Source organism: Streptococcus sp. Marseille-Q6488 (assembly GCF_946902925.1).
GTDB lineage: Bacteria > Bacillota > Bacilli > Lactobacillales > Streptococcaceae > Streptococcus.
This window is the reverse complement of record NZ_CAMPPZ010000001.1, coordinates 105,048-116,905: the sequence shown is the minus strand read 5'-3', so window position 1 is coordinate 116,905 and position 11,858 is coordinate 105,048. Positions and strand designations below refer to the sequence as shown.

The following is an 11,858-nucleotide window of genomic DNA, read 5'->3' as shown; positions in this document are numbered from 1 at the left end:
AGTATTAGCAAGAGATAATGCGACACAAACGGAAGTCAACAATGCATTATCAGCAATTAACACAGCTAAGAATGCATTAAATGGAAATTATGTATCATCGACATCATCAACTGTTCAACCTAGTCATCCTGTTAAGAATGATTCTTCTGCTCAAGCATCTCCATCTGTTCCAACTTCTCAAGCTACACAACCAGCTGGAGAGGGGCAACCTTCAACTCCTGTCCAAGCTTCAAATACAGATACTACTGTAACTCCAGATGAAGATTCAATTCGTGACAAAGAACCTTCAACACTGTCAGCTGATCAATCTAGAACAGACAGAAGTATGGAAGATGTAGCTAAGGAAGAATCGTCTGTTTCAGTTAAACAGCAACTAGATAAGTCAGAACTTCGTACTTTATCTTATGAATTAGATGAACGTTTGAAAGCCTTGACAAAGGTATCAGATGCGAAAATCGATGCAGCCAAAACTGTTCTCCTAGATGCTAAGAAAGCTATTTCAGACAGTGATTTAACAGAACAAGGTTTGCGTGATGCAGTAGAAGCTGTTAAGAAAGCCTTAGCATCTCTTAAAGATGTAAAAGTAAATGACGTTGATAGCAAAACTGCACAAGACAAGAGCGATGTTAAGAAAGTAGCAGAAGATAGCAAGGATTCAGATAAGATGTCTGAAACAAACTCAGTACCAGTAGGAGTGTTTGTAGCAGGTCTTCTTGCTCTACTAGGGGTAATTATTTTCTGGTTGATTGGTCGTAAGAAAGAGTCCGAACTCAAGCAATTAAGCATTGAATTGACTAAGATTCTAGAACAACTAGATGTAGCAAAAGCAGATAAAAAAGTCCTAGCTAAAGCTCAAAAACTTCTCCAAGAAACTCTTGATTTCGTGAAAGAAGAAAGTGGCTCAGCAGAGACAGAAGCTAAGTTAGTAGAACAACTGAAAGCAATCATTACTAAGCTTAAGTAAGAGCAAAAAAAGTGAAATGTTGGATTAGAAAGATATTTCTATAAAAGCTAAGATCTAGAAGAGACTGGGCAAAAAATCTTTAAAATCAAAAACGCATAATATCAGGTGTTGAAAAACCTTGATACTATGCGTTTTATTTTGGATTGAAATAAGATGTGAACAAATTGATTGGGAAAATCAAATTAATTTCTAGAAATTTTTTAGCAATCATGGCGTACTATTCCAACTTCAATTTATTATATTGTGGAAAGATTTACTTTATTTTCTCCTAAAATTGAGTTTTGCCCATCTTTTTTTGATATTTAGAGCGATGAAAATATTATTATAGAGCTGTTTTTTATAGTTCAATTGACTATAAGGCGACTGAGTTCTCTGGTACTCTTCGCTCTTCAGATGAAGGAGAAGTTTCTTGGGTGCAAAAAGACCAGATTCCAAACTTGAATCTGGCCTATGATATGTTGCCTTTGATGGAAATGATGGAAGCTCCCGACAAGTCGGAGTTTTTCTACCGCCACCGTACAGATGATGGCTGGGAGAAGAAAATCTTCTAGTCTTTTACTAAATAACCGAGCTGTTCCAAGGCCTCCTCGATATAACGGAGGTCTTGTTGTGTTTCAGCTTCGACTAGGTGGTAATGGATGCCATCTGTCAATTCAGACAGAGGTCTAAAGTCAGAATGCTCGACTTGTTCTAGAAAATGTTGCACATCTCTGCGACAAGACAGTTTAAGCAAGGTTTCAATTTCTCCATAAACAGGATGGTCAATCAAGGTATTTTGAACACGTCCACCATTATCAACGATAGCAAGGAGTTCCTGACCGATTTCTTCAACTTCATGTTTCACCTTGAAAAGTTTGTGGACATATGGATTGGCATCAACTTGCTTATAGATGTAGCCACGATTGGTAGATAGAATTGGAGCTCCATCAGCTCTTAAAATTGCAATATCTTGAACAATAACTTGTCGAGTGACATGAAAGTGCTCAGCTAATCTTTGGCCATTGAGGGCTTTAGGAGCTTCTTTCAAGAGTTGGAGCAGGGCTTGTTTGCGATCTTTTGTCATAGTTCTTCCTTTTAACGGCGTTTTCGAAGCACTTTATAGACAGCTAGTGCTAATGTATAGTCTACCATACTATGGATAATTGTACCAAATCCAACTAGTACAAATAGAACATAAAACATATTTTCTACATTGGTACCAGAAGTTGCGTAAAAAACGACACAGGCCAATACTTCAGCAAGGGCATGAACGACAGCCAAAACAAAGTTGAAAATCCAGGAAGATTTTGGTTTATCTAGGGTATCGGGGAATTTTTGTAGGTAAAGAGCTCCCAGAGTCCCAAAAAAGATATGGGAAAAAGCTCGAAATACGATAACCATAGGATAGCCAGCCATCAAAAATCCAAAACTAGAGGCTAGGATGACAAAAACTGCCATCAAGGGCGACAAAAACATGGCAATAAAAATAGCGATGTGGCTCCCCAGAGTATAAGAAGCAGGTGGAATGACGATTTTGAAAGGCATAACAATTGGAATCAAAATCGCAATAGCCGTTAAGAGGGCAGTCATTGTCATAAATTGTGTCTTTTTCCGTGTATTCATAAGAATCTCCTTTTTAACTGTATATACACTAGTATAGTACTATAAACAAGACAATAAAGCAAGGATTTACTTGAGTTTATAGGTCATTTTAAATTAAATATTGGTAAAGATTTCACTAATAATAGTAATGATATAGAGCAAAATCTCCACCTTCAAGTATGAAAGCGGAGATTGTTTTTATTTCTTCAAGGTTTGTAGTCTTGGAACAATGGCTAGGGTTAGAACTGCGGAAATGACTAATTCAGCAATCGAGTTTGTTGAGATAACGGTTGCTAGGAGTTTTTGGATATTACCATCAAAGACATTTCCAAAAAGGTAGAAAATTCCACCAAGTACAAAGACTGTGTTGGTAAGTGAACCAAGGGCACCAGCTAAAATAAGACCAGTTTTATTTTTCATCAGTTTATAAACTAGATACGGAGTTAAACCAATCAGAATACGTGGGACGATGGCAATGATAGCTGAGTAGATGTTTCCGTTTGGTACAAATGGGGAGAAGAGGTAGCTTGTTGGTAAAATTGTAATAGTGTTAACGGTTAAGCTAAGTAGCCCCATCAAAAATCCAAGTGTAACTCCAACTCGTGGACCGTAGATAATGCTGGCAATAATGACAGGAATATGAACAATGGTCGGTTTGATTGGGAATGGAAAAAGGTTAAAGATAAGTGAGCTTAGAAAATGAATCACAAGCATGGTTGCAAAAAAGATAGCAATAGGTGCAATATTAGAGCGTTTTTTCATCGAGAGTTTCCTTTATTCTTTCTAAAATAATTGTGAGGTCGGCTAAGGCTCCTCTTCCGTGGTCTCCACAAGCTAGTAGGGATTCCTTAGGAGCAATCAGCTGATAGCCGTAGGTTTCTAATGTTTTCAGATTAGCCTGAGTTGCTGGATGGTCATACATTTTTGTATTCATAGCAGGAGCTATTAGTTTGGGAATATGACTTGGCAAGGCTAAAGCTGTACTGGTCACCATGTTGTCCGCAAAACCAAGGGCTAGTTTTGCGATAGTGTTAGCAGTTGCAGGGGCCACGATGAATACATCCGCCTTTTTTCCAAGTTCGATATGATTAACCTGTTCAGGATAGGGTTCCTTCATGACATCCAGGTGGACATGATTCTGTGATAAGACCTGTAGAGTCAAAGGTTGGATAAACTCTGTAGCAGCCTGAGTCATTAAAACAGTGACTTGATAGCCTTGTTTTTTTAGAGAACTGACTAAATCTGCCGACTTATAAGAGGCGATTGAGCCCGTTACAGCCAAGAGAATGTTTGCCATAGCTTTCCTTTCTAAGAATGATAGGCTTGAATTTTTTCAAGGAGGAGTTTTGCAATTTCTTCTTTAGTGTTAACCGTTTGAAGATAATCTTTCTCAACAAAGATTGCACGATGCTGGTTTGCTGAAATTTGAGTCAGGTCATTTGCGATAATCAAGTCTGCTTGGTTCTTGATAAGACTTTTTCTAGCAATGTCAACCAGATGGTCTTCGGTAACATCAACCAGCAGTTTGAAACCAATCAGATGAATAGCAGGATTCCATTCCTTGACTAGAGAGATGATCTTGGGTGTTTTTTTCAGGAATAAGACCTGAACCTCGTCGGTTGAAGAAATCTTAGCCTGATGATTCTGCTTGCTTAAAAATTCTTCTAGATTGGAGCTAGCCTGAACTTCCTCAAGTCCTGTCATATAAACAGAAGTGTAGTCGGACACCGCCATTGAGTGAATCAAAACCTGATAATCTGCAACCCGTTCTTGCATTTCCAGTAGAAGGTCCTTGGTATTGGTAATTTCTCGAATGCTTAGATTAGGGTGAGCTTCTGGCTTCAGAGCTCGTTTTGTCGTAATTAAACAAACTTCATGCCCTGCAGCAAGCAAGGTTTCTGTGATGATTTTCCCCAAGCGACCTGTAGAATGGTTAGTGATAGAGCGGACGCTATCGATAGCTTCACTGGTACCGCCCGATGTAACTAAAATTTTCATAGCACCATTGTACCAAAAAAAAAATAATAAGCAAAAGAAAGCGCTTGAATATATATATAAAATAATAAGAATCTACTATAGTTTTAAACTATAAAGCCATATAAAATTTAAGAAAGGACTCTAAAAACCTTAAAAATAGGGATATTTACGAACGTTTAGAGAGTTTAAGGATGTTAAAAATCTTGTTTTGTGTTATAATGAATTATCATATAAGAGGTTAGAGGAGTTTTGAATGAAAACAGATATTGAAATCGCACAGAGTATTGAGTTGAAGCCAATCGTTGATGTTGTAGAAAAACTGGGTATTTCTTACGATGATTTGGAGTTGTACGGAAAGTACAAGGCTAAACTCAGCTTTGATAAAATTCGTGCAGTTGAGAGTAATCCAGTTGGGAAATTGATTTTGGTTACTGCCATCAACCCAACACCAGTAGGTGAGGGAAAATCAACCATTACCATTGGTCTTGCGGATGCCTTGAATAAGATTGGCAAGAAAACCATGATTGCTATTCGTGAACCGTCTCTTGGTCCAGTAATGGGGATTAAGGGTGGTGCCGCTGGTGGTGGTTACGCCCAAGTGCTGCCAATGGAAGACATCAATCTCCACTTTACTGGGGATATGCATGCCATTACAACTGCCAACAATGCTCTTTCAGCCTTGATTGATAACCACTTGCACCAAGGAAATGAGCTAGGAATTGACCAGCGCCGTATTCTCTGGAAACGTGTAGTGGACTTGAACGACCGCGCTCTTCGTCATGTAACCGTTGGACTTGGTGGTCCTTTAAACGGTATTCCTCGTGAGGATGGATTTGACATTACCGTCGCTTCCGAAATCATGGCGATTCTTTGCTTGGCAACGGACATCGAGGACTTGAAACGCCGTTTGGCTAATATCGTTATCGGATATCGCTATGACCGTACACCTGTTTCTGTAGGTGATTTGCAGGTTGAGGGTGCCTTGGCTTTGATTTTGAAAGATGCTATTAAGCCAAACTTGGTTCAGACAATTTACGGTACACCTGCCTTTGTACACGGTGGTCCATTTGCCAATATTGCTCATGGATGTAACTCTGTCTTGGCAACGACCACAGCCCTTCACTTGGCTGATTACACAGTTACTGAAGCTGGTTTTGGTGCGGACCTTGGTGCCGAGAAATTCCTTGATATTAAGACACCAAACTTGCCAACTTCTCCAGATGCAGTAGTTATTGTCGCAACCCTTCGTGCCCTTAAGATGAATGGTGGTGTGGCTAAAGACGCTCTGACTGAAGAAAACGTAGAAGCTGTTCGTGTCGGTTTTGCCAACTTGAAACGCCATGTTGAAAATATCCGTAAGTTCGGTATTCCAGCAGTTGTTGCGATTAACGAATTTGTATCTGATACAGAAGCTGAAATTGCAGCCTTGAAAGAACTTTGTGCCTCAATCGATGTACCAGTTGAATTGGCAAGTGTCTGGGCTGATGGTGCAGAAGGTGGAGTAGCGCTTGCCGAAACGGTTGTCAAGACTATCGCTGAAAATCCATCTAACTATAAACGTTTGTATGACAACGGCCTTTCTGTCCAAGAAAAGATTGAAAAGATTGTTACTGAGATCTACCGTGGTAGCAAAGTGAACTTTGAGAAGAAAGCTCAAACGCAAATCGCTCAAATTGTTCAAAACGGTTGGGACAAATTACCAATCTGTATGGCTAAGACCCAGTATAGCTTCTCAGACAATCCAAATGCACTTGGGGCACCTGAAAACTTTGAAATTACCATTCGCGAATTGGTGCCAAAATTAGGTGCAGGCTTCATCGTTGCCTTAACTGGTGATGTCATGACCATGCCAGGACTTCCAAAACGACCAGCAGCCCTCAACATGGATGTTGAAAGCGATGGAACAGTCCTAGGCTTGTTCTAGTATATTGTACTTGACTTTAAATGAGTTTGGAAATACTATCCAAGCTCATTTTTTCTCAGACTGCAAGCAGTTTGTCAATAAGAATTATACTCTTCGAAAATCTCTTCAAACCACGTCAGCGTCTCCTTGCCGTAGGTATATGATGTTCTATCCACAACCTCAAAACAGTGTTTTGAGCAACCTGCGGATAGCTTCCTAGTTTTCTCTTTGATTTTCATTGAGTATCAGTCCTCTTTCCCTTGGGAAGAGGCTTTTTAATACTAGGAAAAGGACAGTTAGAGTCTTCTGTGTTATACTAGAGATATGTTAGATTTGAAAGAATACGGTATCGTCATGTGGCCGGAGGAGAAGATTGTTTCTTTTCGTCAGAAACTCCTCACTTGGTATGATGAAAACAAAAGAGATTTACCGTGGCGTAGAAGTAAAAATCCTTATCATATCTGGGTGTCTGAAATTATGCTCCAGCAGACCAGGGTGGATACGGTTATCCCTTACTATGAACGATTCTTGGACTGGTTTCCAACAGTGGAAAGTTTGGCAACTGCCTCTGAAGAAGGTTTGTTGAAGGCTTGGGAGGGACTGGGATATTATTCTCGAGTACGCAATATGCAGACTGCGGCCCAGCAGATTATGGCTGACTTTGGTGGTCAATTTCCAAATACCTATGAAGGAATTTCCAGTTTGAAAGGAATTGGTCCTTACACTGCAGGAGCCATTTCCAGTATTGCTTTTAACTTGCCTGAGCCAGCTGTAGATGGTAATGTTATGCGTGTTTTGGCCCGTCTGTTCGAAGTCAACCATGATATTGGCATTCCAAGTAATCGCAAAATTTTTCAGGCAATGATGGAAATCTTGATTGATCCGGATCGTCCTGGCGACTTTAACCAAGCTTTGATGGACTTAGGCTCAGATATTGAGGCTCCTGTAAACCCTAGGCCAGAAGAGAGTCCAGTGAAGGACTTTAGTGCGGCATATCAGAATGGAACCATGGACCGTTATCCAATCAAGGCTCCAAAGAAAAAGCCAGTTCCCATTTATCTAAAAGCCCTAGTTGTGAAAAATGCTCAGGGACAATTTTTACTTGAAAAAAATGAAAGTGAAAAGTTATTAGCAGGATTTTGGCATTTTCCCTTGATAGAAGTTGATGAGTTTCCGCAAGAAGAGCAGTTTGACCTCTTTCATCAGGTTGCAGAAGAAAGTGTCAACTTTGGCCCCAGTCCAGAGGAGAGTTTCCAGCAGGACTATGATCTAGATGTTGATTGGTTTGATACTTATTTTGAGACTATCAAGCATGTCTTTAGCCATCGAAAGTGGCATGTACAGATTGTAGCAGGTCAGGTGAGTGACTTTCATGATTTTTCAGATAGAGAAGTTCGCTGGCTTTCACCAGAAGAGTTCAAGGATGTCCCACTTGCCAAACCCCAACAAAAAATCTGGCAGGCTTATGCAAAAGCCAACTTAGACAGTAGCAAAGACTAGCTATTGTGTCTTCTTGCTATTTTTTTGGTATAATAGTAGAGAAAAAGGTGAACAAATGAAAAAAATACTAATTGTAGATGATGAGAAACCAATCTCGGATATTATCAAGTTTAATATGACCAAGGAAGGTTACGAAGTTGTAACTGCTTTTAACGGTCGTGAAGCGCTAGAGCAATTTGAAGCAGAGCAGCCAGATATTATTATTTTGGATTTGATGCTTCCAGAAATTGATGGTTTAGAAGTTGCCAAGACCATTCGCAAGACAAGTAGTGTACCTATTATCATGTTGTCGGCTAAAGACAGTGAATTTGATAAGGTCATCGGTTTGGAGCTTGGGGCAGATGACTATGTAACGAAACCCTTCTCCAATCGTGAGTTGCAGGCGCGTGTTAAAGCTTTGCTGCGTCGTTCTCAACCTATGCCAGTAGATGGGCAGGAAGCAGATAGCAAACCTCAACCTATCCAAATTGGGGATTTAGAAATTGTTCCAGACGCCTACGTGGCTAAAAAATATGGCGAAGAACTAGACTTAACCCACCGTGAGTTTGAGCTTTTGTATCATTTGGCATCGCATACAGGTCAAGTCATCACGCGCGAACACTTGCTTGAGACTGTCTGGGGTTATGACTATTTTGGTGATGTCCGTACAGTTGATGTGACTGTCCGACGTCTGCGTGAGAAGATTGAAGATACACCCAGCCGACCAGAGTATATCTTGACGCGCCGTGGTGTAGGGTATTACATGAGAAATAATGCTTGATTTACTGAAACAAACGATTTTTACCAGAGATTTTATCTTTATCCTGATTTTGTTAGGTTTCATCCTTGTTGTGACCCTTCTATTACTAGAGAATAGACGTGATAATATTCGATTGAAGCAAATCAATCAAAAGGTTAAAGATTTGATTGCAGGAGATTATTCCAAGGTTCTTGATATGCAAGGTGGGTCTGAAATTACCAATATTACCAATAATTTGAATGACTTGTCGGAGGTTATTCGTCTCACTCAGGAAAATCTAGAACAAGAGAGTAAGAGACTAAATAGTATTCTGTTTTATATGACAGATGGGGTTCTTGCGACTAATCGTCGGGGTCAGATTATCATGATTAACGATACAGCCAAGAAGCAACTGGGGCTGGTTAAAGAAGATGTTCTGAATAGAAGCATTTTGGAATTGCTCAAGATAGAAGAAGACTATGAATTGCGTGATTTGATTACCCAAAGTCCAGAATTGTTGCTAGATTCCCAAGACATCAATGGCGAATATCTAAGCCTTCGAGTTCGCTTTGCCTTGATTCGTCGAGAGTCTGGCTTTATTTCAGGTTTGGTGGCTGTTTTGCATGATACGACGGAGCAGGAGAAGGAAGAGCGCGAACGGAGACTCTTTGTGTCCAATGTTAGCCATGAGTTACGGACTCCTTTAACCAGCGTGAAATCTTATCTTGAAGCCTTGGATGAGGGAGCTTTGTGTGAAACTGTAGCACCAGACTTTATCAAGGTTTCTCTTGATGAAACCAACCGTATGATGCGCATGGTGACGGATCTCCTCCATCTTTCACGGATTGATAACGCCACCAGTCACTTGGATGTGGAACTGATTAACTTCACTGCCTTTATTACCTTTATCCTCAATCGTTTTGACAAGATGAAAGGACAGGAAAAAGAAAAGAAATATGAGCTGGTGAGAGATTATCCTATCAATTCTATCTGGATGGAAATTGATACAGACAAGATGACACAGGTGATTGATAATATTCTCAACAATGCCATCAAGTATTCGCCAGATGGGGGTAAAATCACTGTCAGAATGAAGACAACTGAAGACCAGATGATTTTATCCATTTCTGACCATGGTTTAGGCATTCCTAAGCAGGACTTACCACGTATCTTTGACCGTTTCTATCGTGTGGATCGTGCTAGAAGTCGTGCACAAGGTGGTACAGGTTTGGGACTGTCTATTGCCAAAGAAATTATTAAACAACATAAGGGCTTTATTTGGGCCAAGAGTGAATACGGTAAGGGATCAACCTTTACCATTGTGCTCCCTTATGATAAGGATGCAGTAAAAGAAGAAGTATGGGAGGATGAAGTAGAAGACTAGAATGAGTGAAACAGGCTTTAAATACAGTATTTTAGCGTCGGGTTCCAGTGGAAATTCCTTTTATTTGGAAACACCAAAAAAGAAGCTTTTAGTGGATGCAGGCTTGTCTGGTAAAAAGATTACTAGCCTACTTGCTGAAATTAACCGCAAGCCAGAAGACCTGGATGCCATCTTGATTACCCATGAGCATTCAGATCATATCCATGGAGTGGGCGTTTTGGCTCGCAAGTATGGTATGGATCTTTATGCCAATGAAAAGACCTGGCAGGCTATGGAAAATAGTAAATATCTTGGCAAGGTGGATTCTTCGCAAAAGCATATCTTTGAGATGGGCAAAACCAAAACCTTTGGAGATATTGACATCGAGAGTTTTGGTGTAAGCCATGATGCAGTCGCACCGCAGTTCTATCGCTTTATGAAAGATGATAAAAGTTTTGTCCTTTTGACAGATACAGGTTATGTCAGTGACCGTATGGCAGGAATTGTCGAAAATGCGGACGGCTATCTTATCGAGTCCAACCATGATGTAGAGATTTTGCGAGCAGGATCTTATGCTTGGCGACTCAAACAACGAATCCTATCGGATCTCGGTCACCTTTCTAATGAAGATGGTGCTGAAGCTATGATTCGTACCTTAGGAAATCGCACTAAGAAAATCTACCTTGGTCACTTGTCTAAGGAAAACAATATCAAGGAGTTGGCTCACATGACCATGGTCAATCAGCTAGCACAAGCTGATCTGGGAGTCGGAGTAGACTTTAAGGTTTATGATACCTCACCAGATACCGCAACACCCTTGACAGACATATAAAAAGAAGGCGAGTGCCTTCTTTTTTATAAATTAGTAGATATTTGTTGTGGTATAATGTTTAAAAATGACATAGGAGAAGTAGTGTGAAAAGAAAATGGTTATTTAAGGATTACTATGATACAACGATTATCATACTTGCTTTAATCTCTGTTATTCTGGTATTGCTTGGATTTTCTGAGATGATTGATTTGGACAATCCTCCGTACAATATTATTGATTTACTACTTTGGGGTGTTTTTGTAATTGATTATAGTTGGCGCTTTTTTATTACTAAAAGAAAATGGCGCTTTATTCTTGAAAATATTTTTGATTTATTGGCTATTCTCCCTTTAAATGCTATTTTCACAGTTTTTCGATTAGGACGTATCTTTCGCCTAGCAAGGCTGACAAAATTACTGAAACTGACTCGTTTACTTAGAATAATTGGACTTACAGGTAAATTAGAAAGAAAAATTAGTAGATTCTTACGGACAAATGGCCTGATTTATATCTTGTATGTTAATATTTTTATCGTTCTAGTAGGAAGTTCAATTTTATCTGTAGTTGAAGAAAAATCCTTCTCAGATAGTCTTTGGTGGGCTCTTGTGACAGTAACTACTGTTGGTTATGGTGATATTGTTCCAGTTTCCCTTTTTGGGAAATGGCTAGCAGTTTTACTGATGCTTGTCGGTATTGGAACAATAGGGATGTTAACAAGTGCCTTGACGAACTTTTTTGTAAAGGATAATCCAGATGAACAGATAAAACTTGATCAACTTCAACATGAATTATCTAGTCAGAGAATATTACTAGAGAAGCAATCTGAGAAAATCGAAGAACTGCATCGGATGATACAAGATTTGCTTGAAAAAACATAATAAAAATAAAGATGAGAGAAAGTTTGAGTTGAGGAGAAATCAAGTAAGTTTTGACACAATAGAACGCATATTATCAGGTATAAAAACTTGATACTATGCGTTTTATAGAGAAATGAAATCAAATCTGAACAAATCAATTAGAAATTTAAAGCATTTTATAACA

The 11,858-nt window shown here is 39.5% G+C and carries 13 protein-coding genes and 2 pseudogenes; 9 read left to right on the top strand and 6 right to left on the bottom strand.

The window, feature by feature from the left end; translation table 11 throughout:
* Nucleotides 1–325: 325 nt before the first annotated feature.
* From OVN23_RS00510 to OVN23_RS00500, 3 genes and pseudogenes are all read left to right on the top strand, one after another.
* Nucleotides 326–520 (top strand): annotated as a pseudogene (locus tag OVN23_RS00510) (hypothetical protein); the annotation flags it as partial.
* A 6-nt stretch (nt 521–526) separates the two neighbouring features.
* Nucleotides 527–964, top strand: a complete 438-nt coding sequence (locus OVN23_RS00505; RefSeq protein WP_173249769.1) for a hypothetical protein — start codon at nt 527–529, stop codon at nt 962–964.
* Nucleotides 965–1,302: 338 nt separating this feature from the next.
* Nucleotides 1,303–1,515: pseudogene (locus tag OVN23_RS00500) on the top strand (NUDIX hydrolase); the annotation flags it as partial.
* On the opposite strand, the gene OVN23_RS00495 reads toward OVN23_RS00500, so the two are convergent.
* The 5 genes from OVN23_RS00495 to coaB form a co-directional block, all read right to left on the bottom strand.
* Nucleotides 1,512–2,027, bottom strand: a complete 516-nt coding sequence (locus tag OVN23_RS00495; RefSeq protein WP_267240136.1) for a transcription repressor NadR — start codon at nt 2,025–2,027, stop codon at nt 1,512–1,514. The pseudogene OVN23_RS00500 and the gene OVN23_RS00495 sit on opposite strands and share 4 nt — an antisense overlap.
* Before the next feature lie 11 nt (nt 2,028–2,038).
* Nucleotides 2,039–2,566 (bottom strand): ECF transporter S component, encoded by a 528-nt coding sequence (locus tag OVN23_RS00490; protein WP_001097400.1) that lies wholly within the window; start codon nt 2,564–2,566, stop codon nt 2,039–2,041.
* A 177-nt stretch (nt 2,567–2,743) separates the two neighbouring features.
* Nucleotides 2,744–3,307 (bottom strand): ECF transporter S component, encoded by a 564-nt coding sequence (locus tag OVN23_RS00485; RefSeq protein ID WP_000747412.1) that lies wholly within the window; start codon nt 3,305–3,307, stop codon nt 2,744–2,746.
* The gene (gene coaC, locus OVN23_RS00480) at nt 3,291–3,842 is read right to left on the bottom strand and encodes a phosphopantothenoylcysteine decarboxylase (protein WP_164226223.1); all 552 of its coding nucleotides are present in this window, start codon (nt 3,840–3,842) and stop codon (nt 3,291–3,293) included. Before coaC ends, OVN23_RS00485 begins: the two co-directional genes overlap by 17 nt.
* 11 nt (nt 3,843–3,853) lie before the next feature.
* Nucleotides 3,854–4,543: a phosphopantothenate--cysteine ligase gene (coaB, locus tag OVN23_RS00475; RefSeq protein WP_267240130.1), complete on the bottom strand. Its 690-nt coding sequence runs from the start codon at nt 4,541–4,543 to the stop codon at nt 3,854–3,856.
* Between the two features lie 232 nt (nt 4,544–4,775).
* Here coaB and OVN23_RS00470 point away from each other — a divergent pair, with 232 nt between their 5' ends.
* Nucleotides 4,776–6,446, top strand: coding sequence for a formate--tetrahydrofolate ligase (locus OVN23_RS00470; protein WP_267240129.1), 1,671 nt, complete (start codon nt 4,776–4,778; stop codon nt 6,444–6,446).
* A 74-nt stretch (nt 6,447–6,520) separates the two neighbouring features.
* Here the strand turns inward: OVN23_RS00470 and OVN23_RS00465 are convergent, their stop codons facing one another.
* Nucleotides 6,521–6,664, bottom strand: a complete 144-nt coding sequence (locus tag OVN23_RS00465) for a hypothetical protein (protein ID WP_267240128.1) — start codon at nt 6,662–6,664, stop codon at nt 6,521–6,523.
* A gap of 85 nt (nt 6,665–6,749) precedes the next feature.
* Here OVN23_RS00465 and mutY point away from each other — a divergent pair, with 85 nt between their 5' ends.
* From mutY to OVN23_RS00440, 5 genes are all read left to right on the top strand, one after another.
* Entirely contained in the window at nt 6,750–7,925 is a 1,176-nt protein-coding gene (mutY, locus tag OVN23_RS00460; protein WP_218757738.1) for an A/G-specific adenine glycosylase, read from the top strand.
* 55 nt (nt 7,926–7,980) lie between these two features.
* Nucleotides 7,981–8,685, top strand: coding sequence for a response regulator YycF (gene yycF / locus OVN23_RS00455; RefSeq protein ID WP_050259789.1), 705 nt, complete (start codon nt 7,981–7,983; stop codon nt 8,683–8,685).
* Nucleotides 8,678–10,027, top strand: a complete 1,350-nt coding sequence (gene vicK, locus OVN23_RS00450) for a cell wall metabolism sensor histidine kinase VicK (protein ID WP_061387623.1) — start codon at nt 8,678–8,680, stop codon at nt 10,025–10,027. Before yycF ends, vicK begins: the two co-directional genes overlap by 8 nt.
* A gap of 1 nt (nt 10,028) precedes the next feature.
* Nucleotides 10,029–10,838 carry an MBL fold metallo-hydrolase gene (locus OVN23_RS00445; protein ID WP_000004961.1) on the top strand — a complete coding sequence of 270 codons (810 nt, stop codon included), beginning with the start codon at nt 10,029–10,031 and terminating at the stop codon, nt 10,836–10,838.
* An 83-nt stretch (nt 10,839–10,921) separates the two neighbouring features.
* Nucleotides 10,922–11,695: a potassium channel family protein gene (locus OVN23_RS00440; protein WP_267240127.1), complete on the top strand. Its 774-nt coding sequence runs from the start codon at nt 10,922–10,924 to the stop codon at nt 11,693–11,695.
* Nucleotides 11,696–11,858: the final 163 nt, after the last annotated feature.

Bases quoted from the DNA above. Each gene is read 5' to 3' on its own strand.
- coaB (WP_267240130.1), bottom strand. From the start codon at position 4,543: ATGAAAATTTTAGTTACATCGGGCGGTACCAGTGAAGCTATCGATAGC.
- OVN23_RS00490 (WP_001097400.1), bottom strand. From the start codon at position 2,566: ATGAATACACGGAAAAAGACACAATTTATGACAATGACTGCCCTCTTA.
- OVN23_RS00445 (WP_000004961.1), top strand. From the start codon at position 10,029: ATGAGTGAAACAGGCTTTAAATACAGTATTTTAGCGTCGGGTTCCAGT.
- OVN23_RS00485 (WP_000747412.1), bottom strand. From the start codon at position 3,307: ATGAAAAAACGCTCTAATATTGCACCTATTGCTATCTTTTTTGCAACC.
- vicK (WP_061387623.1), top strand. From the start codon at position 8,678: ATGCTTGATTTACTGAAACAAACGATTTTTACCAGAGATTTTATCTTT.
- yycF (WP_050259789.1), top strand. From the start codon at position 7,981: ATGAAAAAAATACTAATTGTAGATGATGAGAAACCAATCTCGGATATT.
- OVN23_RS00465 (WP_267240128.1), bottom strand. From the start codon at position 6,664: ATGAAAATCAAAGAGAAAACTAGGAAGCTATCCGCAGGTTGCTCAAAA.
- OVN23_RS00470 (WP_267240129.1), top strand. From the start codon at position 4,776: ATGAAAACAGATATTGAAATCGCACAGAGTATTGAGTTGAAGCCAATC.
- OVN23_RS00495 (WP_267240136.1), bottom strand. From the start codon at position 2,027: ATGACAAAAGATCGCAAACAAGCCCTGCTCCAACTCTTGAAAGAAGCT.
- coaC (WP_164226223.1), bottom strand. From the start codon at position 3,842: ATGGCAAACATTCTCTTGGCTGTAACGGGCTCAATCGCCTCTTATAAG.
- mutY (WP_218757738.1), top strand. From the start codon at position 6,750: ATGTTAGATTTGAAAGAATACGGTATCGTCATGTGGCCGGAGGAGAAG.